This window comes from Roseovarius maritimus, assembly GCF_043355895.2.
GTDB lineage: Bacteria > Pseudomonadota > Alphaproteobacteria > Rhodobacterales > Rhodobacteraceae > Roseovarius > Roseovarius maritimus.
This window is the reverse complement of record NZ_JBHFPF020000003.1, coordinates 290,585-308,034: the sequence shown is the minus strand read 5'-3', so window position 1 is coordinate 308,034 and position 17,450 is coordinate 290,585. Positions and strand designations below refer to the sequence as shown.

The 17,450-nt window shown below is 64.6% G+C and carries 17 protein-coding genes; 5 read left to right on the top strand and 12 right to left on the bottom strand.

Annotated elements, in window-relative coordinates; genetic code table 11:
- Positions 1–16: 16 nt before the first annotated feature.
- The 6 genes from ACEWPM_RS08835 to ACEWPM_RS08810 form a co-directional block, all read right to left on the bottom strand.
- Positions 17–913: a homocysteine S-methyltransferase family protein gene (locus tag ACEWPM_RS08835; protein WP_393961302.1), complete on the bottom strand. Its 897-nt coding sequence runs from the start codon at positions 911–913 to the stop codon at positions 17–19.
- The gene (locus ACEWPM_RS08830) at positions 910–1,365 is read right to left on the bottom strand and encodes a pyridoxamine 5'-phosphate oxidase family protein (RefSeq protein WP_393961301.1); all 456 of its coding nucleotides are present in this window, start codon (positions 1,363–1,365) and stop codon (positions 910–912) included. Before ACEWPM_RS08830 ends, ACEWPM_RS08835 begins: the two co-directional genes overlap by 4 nt.
- Positions 1,365–3,806 (bottom strand): GcvT family protein, encoded by a 2,442-nt coding sequence (locus ACEWPM_RS08825; RefSeq protein WP_393961300.1) that lies wholly within the window; start codon positions 3,804–3,806, stop codon positions 1,365–1,367. Before ACEWPM_RS08825 ends, ACEWPM_RS08830 begins: the two co-directional genes overlap by 1 nt.
- A 21-nt stretch (positions 3,807–3,827) precedes the next feature.
- Positions 3,828–4,205, bottom strand: a complete 378-nt coding sequence (locus ACEWPM_RS08820; RefSeq protein ID WP_393961454.1) for a GFA family protein — start codon at positions 4,203–4,205, stop codon at positions 3,828–3,830.
- An 82-nt stretch (positions 4,206–4,287) separates the two neighbouring features.
- Positions 4,288–4,860, bottom strand: coding sequence for a helix-turn-helix domain-containing protein (locus ACEWPM_RS08815; RefSeq protein ID WP_393961299.1), 573 nt, complete (start codon positions 4,858–4,860; stop codon positions 4,288–4,290).
- Between the two features lie 92 nt (positions 4,861–4,952).
- A complete protein-coding gene (locus ACEWPM_RS08810; RefSeq protein ID WP_393961298.1) occupies positions 4,953–5,405 on the bottom strand; it encodes a GAF domain-containing protein in 453 nt (150 codons plus the stop codon).
- A 123-nt stretch (positions 5,406–5,528) separates the two neighbouring features.
- Here ACEWPM_RS08810 and ACEWPM_RS08805 point away from each other — a divergent pair, with 123 nt between their 5' ends.
- The 3 genes from ACEWPM_RS08805 to ACEWPM_RS08795 all read left to right on the top strand — a co-directional run bounded on the left by ACEWPM_RS08805 (position 5,529) and on the right by ACEWPM_RS08795 (position 8,263).
- The gene (locus tag ACEWPM_RS08805; protein WP_393961297.1) at positions 5,529–5,867 is read left to right on the top strand and encodes an STAS domain-containing protein; all 339 of its coding nucleotides are present in this window, start codon (positions 5,529–5,531) and stop codon (positions 5,865–5,867) included.
- Between the two features lie 20 nt (positions 5,868–5,887).
- Positions 5,888–6,364, top strand: coding sequence for an ATP-binding protein (locus ACEWPM_RS08800; RefSeq protein WP_393961296.1), 477 nt, complete (start codon positions 5,888–5,890; stop codon positions 6,362–6,364).
- Between the two features lie 321 nt (positions 6,365–6,685).
- Positions 6,686–8,263: a gamma-glutamyltransferase family protein gene (locus tag ACEWPM_RS08795; RefSeq protein WP_393961294.1), complete on the top strand. Its 1,578-nt coding sequence runs from the start codon at positions 6,686–6,688 to the stop codon at positions 8,261–8,263.
- Positions 8,264–8,299: 36 nt separating this feature from the next.
- On the opposite strand, the gene hspQ is transcribed toward ACEWPM_RS08795, so the two are convergent.
- The gene (hspQ, locus tag ACEWPM_RS08790) at positions 8,300–8,626 is read right to left on the bottom strand and encodes a heat shock protein HspQ (protein ID WP_393961293.1); all 327 of its coding nucleotides are present in this window, start codon (positions 8,624–8,626) and stop codon (positions 8,300–8,302) included.
- A gap of 221 nt (positions 8,627–8,847) precedes the next feature.
- Between hspQ and ACEWPM_RS08785 the strand changes: the two genes are divergently transcribed.
- The gene (locus ACEWPM_RS08785) at positions 8,848–9,432 is read left to right on the top strand and encodes a transglycosylase SLT domain-containing protein (protein ID WP_393961292.1); all 585 of its coding nucleotides are present in this window, start codon (positions 8,848–8,850) and stop codon (positions 9,430–9,432) included.
- 74 nt (positions 9,433–9,506) lie between these two features.
- Here ACEWPM_RS08785 and ACEWPM_RS08780 read toward each other — a convergent pair whose 3' ends face one another.
- From ACEWPM_RS08780 to ACEWPM_RS08765, 4 genes are all read right to left on the bottom strand, one after another.
- Positions 9,507–10,118, bottom strand: a complete 612-nt coding sequence (locus ACEWPM_RS08780) for a LolA family protein (protein WP_393961291.1) — start codon at positions 10,116–10,118, stop codon at positions 9,507–9,509.
- A gap of 74 nt (positions 10,119–10,192) precedes the next feature.
- Positions 10,193–10,807, bottom strand: a complete 615-nt coding sequence (locus ACEWPM_RS08775) for an exopolysaccharide biosynthesis protein (protein ID WP_393961290.1) — start codon at positions 10,805–10,807, stop codon at positions 10,193–10,195.
- An 88-nt stretch (positions 10,808–10,895) separates the two neighbouring features.
- Positions 10,896–13,877, bottom strand: a complete 2,982-nt coding sequence (locus ACEWPM_RS08770) for a DNA translocase FtsK 4TM domain-containing protein (RefSeq protein ID WP_393961289.1) — start codon at positions 13,875–13,877, stop codon at positions 10,896–10,898.
- Positions 13,878–14,244: 367 nt separating this feature from the next.
- Positions 14,245–15,573: an amidase gene (locus tag ACEWPM_RS08765; protein WP_393961288.1), complete on the bottom strand. Its 1,329-nt coding sequence runs from the start codon at positions 15,571–15,573 to the stop codon at positions 14,245–14,247.
- Between the two features lie 57 nt (positions 15,574–15,630).
- Here ACEWPM_RS08765 and ACEWPM_RS08760 point away from each other — a divergent pair, with 57 nt between their 5' ends.
- Complete coding sequence (locus ACEWPM_RS08760; RefSeq protein WP_393961287.1) at positions 15,631–16,884, top strand: UbiH/UbiF/VisC/COQ6 family ubiquinone biosynthesis hydroxylase; 1,254 nt, start codon at positions 15,631–15,633, stop codon at positions 16,882–16,884.
- Positions 16,885–17,004: 120 nt separating this feature from the next.
- On the opposite strand, the gene ACEWPM_RS08755 is transcribed toward ACEWPM_RS08760, so the two are convergent.
- Entirely contained in the window at positions 17,005–17,448 is a 444-nt protein-coding gene (locus ACEWPM_RS08755) for a molybdenum cofactor biosynthesis protein MoaE (RefSeq protein WP_393961286.1), read from the bottom strand.
- Between the last annotated feature and the right edge of the window lie 2 nt (positions 17,449–17,450).

The window sequence follows — 17,450 nt, the reverse complement described above, 5'->3', positions numbered from 1 at the left end:
GAGAACGCTCCTTGCGTTAAACGATGGTGTGACCGGCGGCGCGCAGACGCGCGGCTAGCTCGGCGATGTGATCGGGGCCGACCTCGCAGCAGCCCCCGACGATGGTGGCCCCTTGCGCGATCCAGCCCATGGCGAAATCGGCATAGAGCTCGGGCGTGAGATCGCGGCGCGCTTCCAGCGCGTCGACCGTGGGCGCATCCTTGAGAAAGCCCTCGGTGATATGATCGAAGCCGTTGGCATAGGCGCCGAAGGGCAGGCCAAACTCGCGCAGGCCGATAAGGCCCGCGCCAACCACCTCGGGACGGGTGCAGTTTATGAGGACAGCTTCGGGTTTGTGCCGGGCAATCGCATCCGCCAGTTCATCGACCCGCTCGCCCGAGCGGAGGCGATTGCCGTTGTCGTCCATCACCGTCACGGCCAACCAGACGGGCACATCCGCATCCTTGCAACCCATCAGCGCCCCTGTAGCCTGCTCGACCGAGGCCGCGCTTTCGATCAGCAGGATGTCGACATGGCCCCGCATCATCGCCACTAGCTCGGCATAAAGTGGCGCGGCCACCTTTGGCGCAGGGCAGATATCGGGGCGGTAGGACGCGCCCAGAGGGCCCAGCGTGCCCGCGATACGGCCGCTGCCATGCGCCGCGCGCGCGGCTTCGGCCTCGCTCAGGGCGCATTCGACCAGCGCGGGAAAATCAGCCTCGAGTCCCGCGCGCCTTAGCCTGTCGCGGTGAATTGGGTAGGTATTGGTGCTGGCAACGGTCGCTCCCGCGTCGAAATAGGCAAGATGCACCTCGGCGGTGAGGCCGGGCCGATCCCGCATCACGCTGGTCGACCAGAGCGGCGTCGGCCTGTCCCCCGCGCGCTTAACCAGCTCCTGCCCGATCGAGCCGTCGAGAAGGGTGATCTCGCTCATGGGTAGATCTCCGCGAATTTGGCCTTGTAGGTGGCGATCATCGCCTCTTCGGTGATGCCGTCATCATAGGGCGGCGTGGTGATGTGGCGCGCAGCCTCAATGTCGATCAGCACCAGATCAGTGATGCGCCCTGCCAGATCGCCCCAGACCTCTTCCCAGCGCTCAATCAGCGCGCCAAACGCCTCGCCGCCCTTTGCCAGAACGCGCACCGGGCCCGCCACGCGCAGGGCCTTGCGCGCGAAGGGGTCAATGAAATTCACCTCGGCATAGGGCGCTCCCGCGAGGTTGCGCAGGGTGCCCGGCGAGCGGATGTTGCCGAAGCCGACGCAGGCGTCACCCACCACGAGGAATGTGCCCTTCGGGCTGACCGCGGGCCGTCCAGCCTCCGTCACCGTGGCAACGAAGCCCAGCGGGAAATACGCAATGATCCGTTTTGCGCCCGCGTCCAGCATCAGGCGCGGATCCGCTCGTTCTCGGCGTCCCAGAGCGGCGCGTCGGGCTGCACCGTGGCCGGGAAACGTTCGCCATAGATCTCGACCTCCAGCGCGGTCCCGGTCTCGGCCAGGTCGGCGCGGATCATGCCCAGCGCGACCGAGGCACCCACGCGGTGGCCCCAGGCGCCCGAGGTCGTCTCGCCCACGATCTCGCCGCCATGCCAAAGCGTCGACATATAGGGCGCGTCGGCCTCGCCTGCCTGCACGGTCAGCGTGACAAAGCGTTTCTTGCTTCCTCGCTGCTTCTCGTTCAAGAGCGCCGCCTTGCCGGGGAAATCCTGCGGCTTGTCGAATTTGACAAAGCGCTCCAGCCCGCCCTCGAGCAGGGAATAATCGGTGCTCAGATCGCCCTTCCACGCACGGTAGCCCTTTTCGATGCGCAAGGAATTGAGCGCATACATCCCGAAGGGCTTGGCGCCCGCGTCCAGAATTGCGCGGTAGATCTCGGGCATGTCCTCGTTGGCGGCATGGACTTCCCAGCCCAGCTCTCCGGCAAAGCTGACGCGGATCAGGAACGCCTTGCGCCCTGCGACCGTGCAATGCTGGTGGCTCAGCCATGGCAGGGTCAGATCGCCATCGGTGAGGGGCGCGAGGATGCTCCGGCTCTCGGGGCCGGTGACGATCAGCGCTGAACGCTCATTCGTCGTTTCCTCGACGGTGACGCCTTCCGGCACAGCCCGGCGGATCAGCTCGCCATCATGCCATTGCGCGGTCGCGGCGGTGATCAGAACGAAGCTGTCCTCGGCTAGCCGGATGCAGGAAAGCTCGGTCAGGATGCGGCCGCGATTGTCGGAGACGTAAACGAGGTTCATGCGCCCCACCTTGGGCAGGCCGCCCGTCACCCAGCCGCGCAGCCAGTCGTCGGCGCCCTGCCCCCGCACCCAGAAGCGGGAGAAGCCGGGCAGATCGAGCACGCCGCAATGATCCCTGACCGCCTCGCATTCCTCGCGGATGCGCTGCTCCCACGGGCCAGCGCGATTCCAGGTCTGGGTCGCCTCCTCGCTCAGATCATCGCCGGGTTTGGCGAACCAGTTGGCGCGCTCCCAGCCATTGTAGGCACCCATGACGCCGCCCAATTCGCGCACGATGGCATCATTTGGCCCCAGCTTCTTGTCCCGGCCAGCGGGCCATTCGTGCCACGGAAAATGCATGCCGTATTCGTGGCCATAGACCTCCATCCCCTTGGCGATGCAGTAGTCATTATCGGTGTAATCGGTGTAGCGGCGCGGATCGACCGACCACATGTCCCATTCGGTGCCGCTTTCGGTGATCCACTCGGCCAGCACCTTGCCCGCGCCGCCCGCCTGCGCGATGCCGAAGGTGAAAACGCAGGCCTCGAACGCATTGGGCACGCCGGGCATGGGGCCGAGCAGCGGCAGGCCATCGGGCGCGTAGGGGATGGGGCCGTTGATGACCTTGTTGATTCCCGCCTGTCCCAGCAGTGGCACGCGCGCCATCGCGTCCTCGATATACCATTCCAGCCGCTCCAGATCGTCGGGATAAAGCTGGAAGCTGAAATCCTCGGGGAATGGGTCGTCGGGCGTGATCCAATGCGCCTTGCAGTTCCGCTCATACGGGCCGAGGTTGAGGCCGGTTTTCTCCTGCCTGAGGTAGTAGGAGCTGTCGACATCGCGCAGGAGGGGCAGCTTGCCGTGCTGGGCGGTATGCTCGGCGATCTCGGGGATCTCGTCGGTCAGCAGGTATTGATGGCTCATCACCATCATCGGCACGGTGCGACCGCCATAGGGACGGAACCATTCGCCGACGGTCTGCGCATAGTATCCGGCGGCATTCACCACGTATTCGCAGCGGATATCGCCCTTGTGAGTGTGCACGATCCACTCTGTCCCATCGCGCGTGACGCCGGTGGCGGGGCAAAACCGCTCGATCCGGGCGCCCAGATCGCGCGCGCCCTTGGCCAGTGCCTGCGTTAGCTGCGAGGGGTCGATATCGCCGTCATTCGGATCATAGAGCACACCCTTCAGATCATGCGTTTCGAGGAAGGGGTACATCGCCTTGGCCTCCTCGGGCGTCAGCATCTGCATGTCCATGCCCTGAGAGCGCCCCATGCCGCAGGCGCGCTGAAATTCCTGCACACGCTCCGCGCTGTGGCCCAGGCGCAGCGAGCCGGTGACGTGGTAGTTCATCGGGTAATCCACCGCGTTCTCCAGCCCGCGATAAAGCTCGGCGCCGTAGCGCTGCATGTTCATGATCGCCCAGGACGTCGAGAAGGTCGGCACATTGCCCGCCGCGTGCCAGGTACTGCCCGCCGTCAACTCGTTCTTTTCCAGAAGGACGCAGTCTGTCCAGCCCGCCTTGGCCAGATGATAGAGGCCGGACGCGCCCACCGCGCCGCCGCCGATGATGACCACGCGGGCCGTGCTGGGGAAGTTGCTCATGGTTTCGTCTCCCGTCTATTGTCAGCTGCGCGCCAGTTGCGGCAAGCCATCCTCAATGTCGTAGTAGTCGCCCTTGTCCTCACAGAAGATATGCTTCTCCAGCCGCAACCCGGTCGGCGTGTCCAGCGCGCCGAGCGAGAAGCTGATCGTGTCCTCGTCATGCGCTTTCCAGAAAAGGAAGCTGCCGCATCGCGCGCAAAAGCCGCGCTTGGCCACGCTGCTGGCGGCGAACCATTCGGGCGCGCCGGTAATGGTCAGATCGGTCTCGGGCACATAGGCCGAGGCCCAGACATGGCCCGATTGCTTGCGGCACTGGCCGCAATGGCAGGCCGAGACGCCGCACGGCGTGCCGCGCAATTCGAATTTCACATCGCCGCAAAGGCACTGACCGGTCCGCATTGTCATATCCTCCATGCTACGGCCTGAAAGCCTGAAAGCGCAGTGCAGATATCCCAGCCTTCGCAGCTCATCGCGCCCCCGTTCAATAGACCGGCGGCGCGATGACCCAGATCGCGACGGCGGGTTTCGGATAAGGGTTGCGCCAGGAGAAGGCCTCGCCCCGGATGCGGAAACTGTCACCCGCGCGGGCGGTAAATTCCCGATCCGCGATGGTTAGGTCCAGCTGACCCGAGACGATATAGCCCACCTCCTGCGTGGGCCGGGTGACGGTCTCGGGCGCAGTGGCGCCGGGCGCGAAGGTCGAGTGGATCATCTCGAAATCATCGGTGAGGTCGGGCGACAGCAGTTCTTCGGCAAGGCCCGGCCTGCCCGCGTCGATGGGACGGCGCGCGTGCCGGCGCACGATATAGCCCGCCTCATCCTCGGGCGCTGCCGGCTGCGCCATCAAAAGCGATGGGGGCACATCCAGCGCCTCGGCGATCAGGCCCAGATCGGCGCCGCTGGGTTGCGACAAGTCCCGCTCGACCTGGCTGAGCCAGCCGACCGAGCGCCCCAGCCGTTGCGCAAGATCCGTCAGTGTAACGCCCCGCGCCCGGCGCAGGGCACGCAGATCGGCCCCCGAGGCATGCGGCGCAGTGATCTGGGACTGAAGCATTTGGCGACTCGACGTGAAATTATGTTCTGCATTTTCACGCTGCGTCCGCATAATGAAAAAAGCAAGGATAATTTCACGCCGGAGATCTGCCCCTAACCGCCGAAGGTTTGCCTTAACAAGCGGTTCAGCCCCTCTGCATCGCTGGCGTCAAAAGCCGCGACGCGGTCGCTGTCGATATCCAGCACGCCCACCACGTCACCCGCTCCGTTTCGCACTGGCAGCACGATCTCGGACCGGGTGCTGCTGGAGCAGGCGATATGCCCTTCGAAAGCCTCGACATCATCGACCAGCTGCACCTCGCCCGTGCGCGCGGCAGCGCCGCAAACCCCGCGTGAGAAGGGAATCACAAGGCACCCATGCCCGCCCTGATAGGGGCCGATTTTCAGCAGCTCGGGCTGGGTCACACGATAGAACCCAGTCCAGTCAAAGCGCGAATCAGCATGATGCAGCTCGCATGCCATCGTCGCCATCAAGGATACGGTATCGTCCTCGCCCTCGGTCAGTGAGGCCAGCACCCTGGACATCTCGTCATAATCGATCCGCATGGCTCATCGTCCCTTTCGCTGCGTCTTTGCCTGTCCGTCTAACTTTTTCGGAAGGCGGGAACCAGATGGTAACGAATTGGCCCTAGCGTGGAGCGGAGCAAAAGGGTTTTAGCGGAGCGACACATGGATCTGACAAGCAACAGGCAAGGCGCCTACCAAATCATCACAGTCAACGCACCGCGCATCGACGCGGCGGCGGCCATCGCGTTCAAGGAGGCGCTGCGCGCGCAAACGGCGGACGGGTCCGAGGATGTGCTTTTGGATCTCGGCGCGGTCGAGTTCATCGATTCCAGCGGCCTCGGGGCCATTGTGGCTGCGCTCAAGTTGGTCGGTCCGGGTCGCCGCCTCGATCTGGCGCGACTGACGCCGGATGTGGAAAAGGTGTTCCGGCTTACCCGGATGAACACGATCTTCACAATCCATGAGGCGCTCGAGGATGCGGCTCCCCGGCGCGCCGGGTAGCCGGATGGATTAGAGATGCCATGACGGCTGCAACCAATCGCGCAGCACCGGGGCGCACGCCGCGTCCCGGGCGCCTGCTCCTGACCATCAGCGCATCGCCAAGCGCCGTTCGGGATGGGCTGGTCCAACTGCGAGACTTCCTGCGCGCGGCACATCTAAGCGCCGATGCCTGCGGCACGGCCGAGATCGTCCTGGCGGAAGCCCTTAACAACGTGGCCGAGCATGCCTATCCTGCGGATAAACCGGGCCGGATCCAGATCGAGGCGGGGCTTGCCGAAACCCAGCTCATCGTCGACATTATTGACGAGGGCGCGCCTTTGCCCGGCCTCCGCCTGCCTCCGAGGTGCTCACCGCAAATCGACAAGCCAAAAGCCGAAATGCCCGAAGGCGGGTTCGGGTGGTTCATGATCCACAGCCTGACAACATCGCTTGGCTACTGGCGGCGAGATGAGCGCAATCATCTCCATCTTGTGCTTGACGTGACCAGTCAGGACTGAGCATTTCCTCGCCGCCGATTGCTCCGGCGCGCCCGGCACAACCACCCGAGCATCACCGCAGGAATCTCGTGCCGCAAACTTGCCGCTTTACGTTCTTAATCATGACAGACTGCGCAGCCACAACATTTCTGTAGCTGCAAAAGCTTCCCTCGGCGCCGTGTTTAACAGCCCCCACCCAGTGCGCGGCGTCGAGGCCCCCCTTGCATGCGTCAGGCATCCAATCGGATATGCAGCTTCCTTCTCCCTGCTATAGGCGCCGGACTCTTGGCAATCGCGCAACCGCGTCTTACCCTGTCGGCAAATCCAGAAGCAGGAGCCTTCATGCGCGATTTTCATCTGCCCGGCCGCTCGCCCGTCCTTGCCTCCAATGGCATGTGTGCCACCTCTCATCCACTGGCCGCCAAGACTGCGGTCGGCATTTTGGAACAAGGGGGCAACGCAATGGATGCCGCCATCGCAGGTGCCGTCCTCTTGGGGATTTGCGAGCCGCAGATGACCGGCATCGGCGGTGACTGCTTTGCCCTCTTCACCACGCCCGGCAAGGAGGGCGTGCAGGCGTTCAATGGCTCGGGCCGTGCGCCCGCAGCCGCCAGTGCCCAGGCCCTGCGCGAGCGCGGTCTGGATGCGGTGCCCTTGCGCAGCGCCGACGCCGTGACCATCCCTGGTGCGATCCACGCCTTTTGCGAGCTGAGCGCAGAGCACGGCAAGCTGGGCCTCGATGCGATCCTTGCCCCCGCTATCCGCTATGCGGATGAGGGCGTGCCCGTCGCGCCGCGCGTCGCTTGGGATTGGGCGAAGTCGGCCCCCGCGCTCCAAGGTCACGCGCTGGCGCACTACCTGCCCGGCGGCACGCCGCCCGAGGTGGGCACGCTGTTCCGCGCGCCCGGTCAGGCCGAAGTGCTGCGCCGCGTCGCCGCCAAGGGGGCCAGCGCATTTTACGAGGGCGAGATCGCCGAGGATATGCTGGCCGCACTCGGCGCCGCCGGAGGGGTGCATACCGCTGCTGATTTCGCCGCAAATCGCAGCGATGCGGCAGGGCCGGTCAGCGGCAGCTACAAGGGCCGCGAGCTGGTCGAGCATCCGCCCAACGGGCAGGGCGCAACGGCCATCCTCATGCTCAACATCCTCGCGCAGTTCGACGTGGCCGCGATGGACCCGCTGGGCGCAGAGCGCGTCCACCTGGAGGCCGAGGCGACCAAGCTGGCCTATGATACTCGCAGCCGCATTATCGCCGATCCCGATCACACCTCGCGGACCGAATTCATGCTGAGCATGGACACCGCGAAGCGCCTTGCCGCGATGATCGATATGAAGCGGGCCATGACCTCCGCCGCGCAGATGACCGAGGCGATGCACCGCGATACCGTCTACATCACCGTGGTCGACAAGGACCGCATGGCCGTGTCGCTGATCTACTCGATATTCCATGGCTTCGGCTCGGGCATCGCGTCCGAAAAATACGGGATCCTCATGCAGAACCGCGGCGCGGGCTTTACGCTGAGTGAGGGGCATCCGAACGAACTGGCGGGCGGCAAGCGCCCGTTCCACACCATCATCCCCGGCATGCTGTGCAAGGACGCCCGCGCCGTCATGCCCTTTGGCGTGATGGGCGGCGCGTATCAGTCTACCGGACACGCGCGATTCGTCTCGAATCTCGCCGATTTCGGGATGGATCCACAGACCGCCATCGACGCGCCGCGCGCCTTTGCCGACAAGGGCGAGATGCGGGTCGAGCGCGGCTACTCCGACGCCGTGCGCGCCGATCTGGCCGAGCGCGGACACAAGGTAGTGATTCCCCAAGAGGCGATCGGCGGCGCGCAGGCGATCGAGATCCGCGAAGATGGTGTGCTGGAGGGTGCATCGGACCCGCGCAAGGATGGCTGCGCGCTGGGATACTAGGCGCCGGGCCGGGCTGCCCTGCCCACGCGGGCGGCCCTAGTTCAGCTGGAAATGCAGCGGATAATGGCCATCTTCGAACGGGCCGAACAGGTCGTCGATATCGGGATGCTCGACCGGCTCGCCGGAATAGTCAGCGATCAAATTCTGCTCGCTGACATAAGCCACATAGTAGCTTTGCTCATTCTCGGCCAGCAGATGATAAAAAGGTTGATCCTTGACCGGGCGGTTCTCCTCCGGAATGGAGGAATACCACTCCTCGGTATTGGCAAATTCCGGATCAACGTCAAAGATCACACCGCGAAAAGGATGGTTCTTGTGACGGACGATCTGCCCGAGATGATATTTTGCACGTGTTTTCAGCATAGCTCGCAGCCTTTAAACGTTGAGAGTAATGGTTTCAAGTATGGTTTGTCCAATGAACTTGCATGTTTGGGTGGAAACAGTCTGTCAGCTATGAAAGCTGCGCATCGCCAGCTGTGCGCAGCCCGCGAAATTCGTGATTTCCCATTTGCGCGAAATTGGGTAAACTGGCTCAATAAACGAAGGCAGCGCAGACTGCCGCAAAAACGAGAGCAGAGGCAGCTATGAGCAGACAGCTTCGCGCGCTCCTTCTTTTGGTGCTGGTCGCGGCCTGCGGGCGCGGTGGCAGCTACGGGGAATCTCCCCGCCAGATGGAGGATGCTTGCGCAATCTTGCGGGAACGCCCCGAATATAGACGCGCCTTCCGTGCCGCCGAGCGGCGCTGGGGCGTGCCCACCCATGTCCAGATGGCGACCATCTATCAAGAGAGCAAGTTCGTCTCGGATGCGCGCACCCCATACCGCTATACGCTGGGCGTGATCCCGATGGGCCGGCAAAGTTCGGCCTTTGGATACAGTCAGGCGTTGGACGGCACTTGGGATGAATATGTCGCCGAGTCCGGCTCACGCCGGGCGCGGCGGGACAATATCCATGACGCAACCGATTTCATGGGTTGGTACATGTCCAAGTCCCGGGAGTCGCTGAACATCCCGATGTATGACGCGCGCAACCACTACCTGGCGTATCACGAGGGCCGCACGGGATATTCGCGCGGCAGTTACAACAGCAAGGCGTGGCTGGTCCGCGTTGCCGGCACGGTCGAGGAGCGCGCGGCGCGTTATCAGGCCCAATTGCGGCGCTGCAACTGACGTCATATGCCTTGGGTCCAAGTGCAAAGGGCGATGCATTGCATCGCCCTTTGCTGCTCTGAGGCTGTAGCGCCTCAGCGGTCCCCCGTGCTCCCGGTCCCGATGCCGGGAATGATGAAGCTGTCATTGCCGATGCTGACGCCCATGGTCAGATCTCCCAAGATGACCGTCGTTCGGCTGCCGCCGGAATCGTTGATCACCCATTGGCGCAATTCGGTCGGGTTGGACGTAAAGACCAGATCGATGCTGCCATAGTCCGGGTTTTCGGGATCCTGCGCACGCACCGTGGTCGTGGTGCCATCGCTGCTATGGCCGGTAACCATGCGCGCCCGGGTCAGATCCACATTGCGCGCAAGAATGATCGACAGGGGCGTACGGTTCAGCGGATAGCCCTGCGGGCCCTCGTTCGATTTGCCGTCAATGATACCGACCGTGTCGCCATCGGCGACAACCAGCATGTCCTCGGGGGGCTTGTATTCAAATCGCACACGCCCTGGTCGCTTGATCAGGATGCGGCCCTCGCTGATGGTGCCGTCATCGTTGATCTGGGTAAATGCGCCGCTGGCCGTTTGAAAGCTGTTCAGATAGCGCGACAATTCTGTCAGAGGCAGCTTCTGGGCCGCAGCGGGTAGCGCGGTTGCAACGGTCAGCGCCACGGCAGCGGCGATATGTCGAATTGGATGCATGGGGTTGCCCCTGTCCTTGATAATTTCATTGTCGCTTGTCGCAGGTTTCGCGATGATATGCGATAACATCCCTGTCACCCACCGGCCCCGCTGCCTGCAAGAAACCAATATACCGCGACCGAAGCCATGGCCGCCCCCGCAAAGCCCAGCAGCATGAGCAATCCGTCGCGCACCGTCATCGCGAGGCCGAGAAAGGCGATGGAGAGCATCGGCACCGAACTCGCCCATGGAATCAGCTCCAGCGGCGGCACCGTCAGGCAGAGGGCGAGAATGGCGATGCCCGCGACCCGCGCGGCAACCGGCCCAGCCAGAGCGTCCAGCCGCCGTCCGAAATGACGGTCCATCCACTCCGCAATCCCGCGCAGCGATGAGACGGCATTGCGCACCTTCTGCGCGCTGACCGAGCGATTCTCGATTAAACCGGGAAGCCAGACATGCTTGCGGCCCATGACGAGCTGAATGGCAAAGACCCCGCAGATCGTCGCGATGATGGTGGGCACCCCGGGAATGGCGCCGATGGGGGTTTCCTCAAACAGCGCAGGCACGAACAGAAGCGGGCCAAAACCGCGCCCGCCGATCGCATCGGCCACATCCCCGATGGAGACGTCCTCTTTGCCGTCCTGTTCCGCCAGGTCGCGGATGTTGTCGAGGACATCCTCGACCGCACTTGTTTTTCGCGCTGCTGCCATGCTGACCCCTCAAGCTCGTGGTCCAACGCGGCGGGCATCAGTGCAGTTCCGGCCTGCGCGAGGCCCGGATAGGCCCCGCGAGTGGCAACTACTGCTCGGGCACGAGGATCTCGCGCTTGCCCACATGGTTGGCAGCCGAGACCACGCCTTGATCCTCCATCTGCTCGACCAGGCGCGCCGCCTTGTTATAGCCGATGGCCAGCTTGCGCTGGATGTAGGAGGTCGAGCACTTGCGGTCCGTGATCGCGATCTGCACCGCCTGATCGTAGAGCGCGTCCTCGCCATCCGTATTGCCGCCTGTCGAGAGGCCCAGAACGGCGTCGATATTGCTCGCCTTGTCCTCGTCCGGGCCTTCGAGAACGCTGCCGACATAGACGGGCGGGCCTTGGCTCTTGAGGTGGTTCACGACATCCTCGACCTCTTCGTCACTGACAAAGGGACCGTGGCAGCGGGTGATCTTGGCGCCGCCAGCCATGTAGAGCATGTCGCCCATACCCAGGAGCTGCTCGGCGCCCATTTCGCCCAGGATGGTGCGGCTGTCGATCTTGGACGTCACCTGAAAGCTGATGCGCGTCGGGAAGTTCGCCTTGATCGTGCCGGTGATGACGTCGACCGAGGGGCGCTGCGTCGCCATGATGATATGGATGCCACTCGCCCGCGCCATCTGCGCAAGGCGCTGGATGCAGGCCTCGATTTCCTTGCCCGCGACCATCATAAGGTCAGCCATCTCGTCAACGATGACGACGATGTAAGGCATCTTTTCCGGCGCGAATTTTTCCGTCTCGAACACCGGCTCGCCGGTCTCGTCGTCAAAGCCGGTCTGCACCGTGCGGCTGAACATCTCGCCCTTTCCCAGCGCATCGGCGACGCGGCTGTTGTAGCCGTCGATGTTGCGCACGCCCATCTTGGACATCTTGCGATAGCGCTCTTCCATCTCGGCGACGGTCCATTTCAGCGCCACGACCGCCTTTTTCGGGTCCGTCACAACGGGGCTGAGCAGATGCGGAATACCATCATAGACGCTGAGTTCCAGCATCTTGGGGTCGATCATGATCATCCGGCAATCATCCGGCGTCAGCTTGTAAAGCAGGCTGAGGATCATTGTGTTGATCGCCACGGACTTGCCCGAACCGGTCGTACCCGCGATCAGAAGGTGGGGCATCTTGGCAAGGTTCGCGATCATCGCGTCGCCGCCGATATCCTTGCCCAGCGCCAGCGGCAGCTTGTGATTGCCATCGCCGAAATCGCGGTTCGACAGGATCTCGCGCAGGCTGACCATCTCGCGGTTGTCATTGGGCAGCTCGATCCCGATCACGGTGCGCCCCGGCACGGTCGAAACGCGCGCCGAGAGGGCCGACATCGAGCGCGCGATATCGTCCGACAGACCGATGACGCGGCTCGCCTTGAGGCCGGGCGCAGGCTCCAGCTCGTACATGGTGACGACGGGGCCGGGGCGGACGCTGACAATCTCGCCCTTGACGCCGTAATCGTCCAGAACGACCTCCAGCATCCGCGCGTTTTCCTCCAGCGCCTCATCGCTCAGGTGATAGCGTGTGATGTTGTCAGGGCTCGACAGCAGGCTCAGCGGCGGCAGCTCATACTCGACGGTGGGCGTCTCTTCGAATTGCAGGGCCGGCTGCGCCTCGGCGGCGGCACGGGCCGACGGCGCGGGCGCTTTGCGCTGAAGGTGCTGAACCACTTTACGCGACTCAGGCGCTTGGGCGCGCGGCGCAGGTTGCGGCGCGGCGGGCGCGCTCTCATCGAGGATGACGGCCTCGTCCATATCATCGGCAATGTAGGCGTCGTCCAAACTGTCATGTTGCGGCTGTTGTTCGGGCGCGCGGGGCGCGACCTCAGCGCGGGGCGCGGTCAGGCGCGGCTCGGGCGGCAGCGCGGCGGCACCTGCCGTCAGCGGCGGCTCCGGCGGAAAGTTGCCCGGCCGTGACGTATCCAGAACCAGCGGCGTCGGTCCACGGCGGCCACTCCGTCCGATGGCCGCAGCGGCAGCCTGCTGAACCGGGGCGGCAGGGCTCGAACGCACGCGCGACTTGATGATATCGGCGATCTTTTCCTTGATGCGGTCTTCGCCCGGCATGGCGTAATCGCCCGCTATGGATTGCGGCTCGACGAGCTCGGGGGTCGGCATCGCCTCGGGCTTCCGCGCCAGCGGGTTGATCCGCCCCAAGAGCCCGCCCTGTTTTTCCGGCGCGCGCGGTGCGGTACGCTCCGGCGCATGAAGCGATTGTGCAGGGGCGCGCGGCGCATAGATCGGCGGCTCGGCAGCCTCGTCATAGACCTTGGCATGGGCGCTGCGGCTGACGCGCGGCGCCTCGATCGCGCCCTCGGCCATCGCAGGTTCAGCCCGGCGCGCTTGCGCCGAGGCGCGCGCATTCCGCGCCGCACCTGCGGCCCCTGCTGCGCCGCGCGTGGCAAGGCCGATAACAGCCGAGTAAGCCATGACAACTCCGAGGATCATCCAGCGCAGGCCACGCCGAATTTCGCTGCGCTCGAACCCGGTGACGAAGGCGCCCAGCGCCAGCATGGCACCGCCCAGAACCAGCGACAAGAGCTTGAGACCAGCCGCAGCTCCAATGGGCAGGATGCCCAACGCCGCACCCATGACCGTATCACCGAAAATTCCGCCAAGACCAAAGCTGTGGCTGGCATACCACTCCGCACCCGGCGTCAACGACGCGGCATATAGCGACACGACCGCGACCCAGATCGGCGCAAAGATGATGCGGGCCATCACGCGTTCCTGCCCGCGATGCAACACGAAGCGCACACCCCACGCCGCCAGCACGACCGCGACGCCCCAGCCGCCAAGACCCACCACCATGAAGAGTGTGGCTGCGATGGTCGCGCCGGTCTGCCCCATCCAGTTCTGCACAGGCGTCTCGACCGCCGACAGCCAGCTTGGATCATCAGGGCTGTAGGAGGCGAACATCATCGCCGCCAGCACCGCCACGCCCAAAAGGCCAAGCCCCAGAAGCTCCTTGCCGCGTTTCTCGATGGCCAACGCCATATTGCTGTCCAGAAGAGGATCGCGCCCACGTGTCTGATATGCCATTTCGTCCCTCGTCCCTACGCCCTGCAGAAGCCGCGCACTGCGCCGCCCTGCCCGGCCCCAAGCACGCATGCGCGCGCGGCCCGGCTGATTTCAATTTTGACCTGAGAAAAAGGAGTTTGCGCCTCGGCATGCCCGGTTTGCGCACCTGCCTCATGGCAAGGGCGCACCACAGAAGGGGCCGCAAGGTTCGAAAACCGCTCGGAATACATGTCTACTGCCTCAGGTTCGGGATCGTTTTCGCCCCGTATCCCGCAAAACTACGCGCTCTGCCCGCGTCCGTCCAGCGAAACCATATTCGCAGCCGTGCGATTGTGGCATTTTTGGCAAGGATGGCTTTTTCTTGGGGAAAATACCCAATTCCAACGGCTTAGCCCAGCGCTGCCTCCGCCGCTTTGGCGACACGCAGCAGGCGCTCTTCACCCATCGCCGCGCCGCACAGCATGATCCCGCAGCTGGGCACGCCCGTTGGCAGGGTGATGGCCGCAACGCCCATCAGGTTGCCAACGCGGGTATTGCGCAGGGTCAGAAGGTTCTCGGTGACATAATAGTCACCGTCTTCCATCAAGCGCGCGGCATCGGGCGGCAGATTGGGCGCGCTTGGCATCAGCACGGCGTCAAAGCCGGCCACACGCTCGGCCCAGGTGGCTCGGTAGCCGTCCAGCCGCTGCCAGGCGGCGACGAATTGCGGCGCGGTGACGTAACGTCCGCCCCGGAACCGATCGCGGATGGGGTCGAACATCTTGTCCGGATCCGCCTCGATCATGTCGCCCCAAGTGCCGTAGGCCTCTGCCGAGAAAAGCGTGGCCGATAGGTCCATCGCCTCGTCCACCTCGGGCGCGGTCAGAGGTGTCAGCGTGGCGCCCGCGGCCTCGAGGCGCTGGCAGGCCTCTGCATAGGCGCGCGCGGGCGCGTCGCGCAGATCGTCCATCACCGTGCTTTGCAGCGTGGCAAAGCGCATCCCCGTCAGCGAGGCCCCCCGAAGATCGACAGGCGTGCGGCCCTCCAGCACGGCCAGCAGCAGCGCTGCGTCCTCGACAGTCCGTGTCAGCGGCCCGACCGTGTCGAACCGCGCGGCCAGCGGCACGGTGCCTTTGCATGACACCCGCCCTGCGGTGGTTTTCAGCCCCACCAGATCGTTCCAAGCCGCGGGCACCCGCACCGAGCCGCCCGTATCGCTGCCGATCCCTGCCGCGGCCAGCCCATGCGCCACGCTGGCCGCCGCGCCCGAGGAGGAGCCACCCGCGACCGCCTCGGGATCATGTACGCAAGGGGGCGTGGCCGTCATCGGATTGAGGCCGAGGCCGGAAAAGGCCAGCTCGCTCATATGCGTCTTGCCTAGGCAGACAAGGCCGGCGGCGGTGGCATTGGCCAGCACCTCTGCGTCACGCGCCGGCACGCGGCCCTCCAGCAGGCGGCTGCCCGCCTGCGTCACGGTGCCCGCACTGTCGAAAAGGTCCTTCCAGCTGATCGGCACGCCATCGAGCAGACCGCGCCGCTCGCCCTCCCTCGCGCGGCTGGCGGCGGCCTTCGCCTCGGCGCGGGCGCGGTTTTGGGTGACGGCGGAATAGATGCGCGGCGCGGCGGGATGCGCGGCAATCGCCTCCAGAAAGGCCTCGGTCAGATCGACCGCATCAATGCGACCCGCGCCGATCGCGCGACCCACATCCGCCGCGCTCATGATAAGCCAGTCCTGCATCGCTCGTCTCCGCGTGACCCGTTTGAAATCGGACAGACCGTAGCGGCAGGGTAGCGCATGGACAATCCCGCATTCGCGGCCATATTGAGGGCCATGGAAATGGACAGTGATATCGTGATCGTCGGCGGCGGCCTGGGTGGCCCCGCCTTGGCATTGGCCTTGGCGCAGAGGGGGCTCGGCGTGACCGTCGTCGACGCGCTGCCGCGCGAGGGCCGCGCTAATAGCGATTTTGACGGACGCGCCTATGCGCTGGCGATGGCGTCGGTGCGCCTGTTGCGCCGTCTGGGCGTCTGGGCCGGGATCGAGGACCGCACCCAGCCGATGCTGGAAATCAAGGTCAGCGACGGGCGCGCAGGCGCCGGGCCGCTGACCCCCTTTGCGCTGCATTTCGACCATGCCGAGCTGGAGGAAGGCCCGATGGGTCATATGTGCGAGGACCGTGTCCTGCGCCCTGCCCTGCTGGACGCGATGGATGCCGAGGGCCGCATCACCACGATTTCCGGCGATGCCGTCACCGCGCAGCAGGTGGACAGCACCGGCGCGACACTGACGCTGGCCTCGGGCCGCAGCCTGCGCACGCGGCTGATCGTCGGAGCCGACGGGCGCGCCTCGGGCACCGCACAGCGGGCGGGAATCACACGCACCGGCTGGAGCTATGGGCAGACCGCGCTGGTCTGCGCCGTTGCGCATGAGTTACCGCATCACGGCATCGCGCATCAGTTCTTCATGCCGTCCGGCCCGCTGGCCATCCTGCCGTTGCCCGGCAATGTCTCGTCCATCGTGTGGAGTGAGCGCGCCAGCACCGCCGCCGCCTTTGCCGCGCTGGATGACGAGGATTTTCTGGCCGTGCTACAGCCCCGGTTCGGCGATTTTCTGGGCGATATCTCGATCAAGGGAAAACGCTACACCTATCCGCTCGGCCTGAGCCTGGCGAACAGCCTGATCGCGCCGCGCCTTGCGCTGGTGGGCGATGCAGCGCACGGGATGCATCCCATTGCCGGGCAGGGCCTGAACGCGGGCCTGCGCGATGTGGCCGCCCTGGCCCAGGTTCTGGGCGAGGCCCGCGAGCGCGGCGAGGATATCGCCGATGCGGGCGTTCTGGAGCGCTACCAGCGCTGGCGCAGATTCGACATCGCGGCGCTGGCGGCAACGACCGATTTCAGCAACCGGCTTTTCTCAAACGACAATCCGCTGCTGCGGGGGGTGCGCGATCTGGGCATGGGGGCCATTCAGGCCGCCGCCCCCCTGCGCCGCGCGATGATGCGCGAGGCGGCAGGCCTGACAGGCGATTTGCCTGAACTGATGCGTTAAAGCGTTTCGCCTTTAGCCTGAGACATCAGATAAAGACGAAACGCGCGCAGCATTGAAGCGTGGCACGCGCTTCGCGAAAATCAGTGATCCAGGTTTTTCGCGAAACGCTTTAGGCGTGTCTCACTCCCAATCCTTGAGCGCGTCCTCGTCTTCGTCGCGCGCCGCGACCCATGCGGCATCGCCCCCGGCCACTTCTTTCTTCCAGAAGGGTGCGCGGGATTTGAGGTAGTCCATCAGATACATCGCGGCCTCAAATGCATCCTTGCGGTGACGCGAGGCGGTAGCAACCATCATGATCATGTCATCGGGGCTCAGGTTGCCATAGCGGTGGATGATCAGGCTATCGCCCAGATCCCAACGGGCGTGCGCCTGCTCGGCAATGTCTTGCAGGGCCTTTTCCGTCATGCCGGGATAATGCTCGATCAGCATGTGATCGAGACCGCCAGCCAGATCGCGCACGATGCCGGTAAAGGTGACGACAGCGCCCATGCGGGTCTGGCGCGCAGCGAAAGCATTAGCCTCGGCCCCGAGGTCAAACGCCGATTCCTGCACGCGCACGTCCATCG

Excerpts from the sequence above, each read along its gene's own strand:
- ACEWPM_RS08780 (WP_393961291.1), bottom strand. The coding sequence starts at position 10,118 with ATGCATCCAATTCGACATATCGCCGCTGCCGTGGCGCTGACCGTTGCA.
- ACEWPM_RS08765 (WP_393961288.1), bottom strand. The coding sequence starts at position 15,573 with ATGCAGGACTGGCTTATCATGAGCGCGGCGGATGTGGGTCGCGCGATC.
- ACEWPM_RS08775 (WP_393961290.1), bottom strand. The coding sequence starts at position 10,807 with ATGGCAGCAGCGCGAAAAACAAGTGCGGTCGAGGATGTCCTCGACAAC.
- ACEWPM_RS08805 (WP_393961297.1), top strand. The coding sequence starts at position 5,529 with ATGGATCTGACAAGCAACAGGCAAGGCGCCTACCAAATCATCACAGTC.
- ACEWPM_RS08760 (WP_393961287.1), top strand. The coding sequence starts at position 15,631 with ATGGACAATCCCGCATTCGCGGCCATATTGAGGGCCATGGAAATGGAC.
- ACEWPM_RS08830 (WP_393961301.1), bottom strand. The coding sequence starts at position 1,365 with ATGCTGGACGCGGGCGCAAAACGGATCATTGCGTATTTCCCGCTGGGC.
- ACEWPM_RS08785 (WP_393961292.1), top strand. The coding sequence starts at position 8,848 with ATGAGCAGACAGCTTCGCGCGCTCCTTCTTTTGGTGCTGGTCGCGGCC.
- ACEWPM_RS08815 (WP_393961299.1), bottom strand. The coding sequence starts at position 4,860 with ATGCTTCAGTCCCAGATCACTGCGCCGCATGCCTCGGGGGCCGATCTG.
- ACEWPM_RS08770 (WP_393961289.1), bottom strand. The coding sequence starts at position 13,877 with ATGGCATATCAGACACGTGGGCGCGATCCTCTTCTGGACAGCAATATG.
- ACEWPM_RS08810 (WP_393961298.1), bottom strand. The coding sequence starts at position 5,405 with ATGCGGATCGATTATGACGAGATGTCCAGGGTGCTGGCCTCACTGACC.
- hspQ (WP_393961293.1), bottom strand. The coding sequence starts at position 8,626 with ATGCTGAAAACACGTGCAAAATATCATCTCGGGCAGATCGTCCGTCAC.
- ACEWPM_RS08755 (WP_393961286.1), bottom strand. The coding sequence starts at position 17,448 with ATGGACGTGCGCGTGCAGGAATCGGCGTTTGACCTCGGGGCCGAGGCT.
- ACEWPM_RS08835 (WP_393961302.1), bottom strand. The coding sequence starts at position 913 with ATGAGCGAGATCACCCTTCTCGACGGCTCGATCGGGCAGGAGCTGGTT.
- ACEWPM_RS08820 (WP_393961454.1), bottom strand. The coding sequence starts at position 4,205 with ATGCGGACCGGTCAGTGCCTTTGCGGCGATGTGAAATTCGAATTGCGC.
- ACEWPM_RS08795 (WP_393961294.1), top strand. The coding sequence starts at position 6,686 with ATGCGCGATTTTCATCTGCCCGGCCGCTCGCCCGTCCTTGCCTCCAAT.
- ACEWPM_RS08825 (WP_393961300.1), bottom strand. The coding sequence starts at position 3,806 with ATGAGCAACTTCCCCAGCACGGCCCGCGTGGTCATCATCGGCGGCGGC.
- ACEWPM_RS08800 (WP_393961296.1), top strand. The coding sequence starts at position 5,888 with ATGACGGCTGCAACCAATCGCGCAGCACCGGGGCGCACGCCGCGTCCC.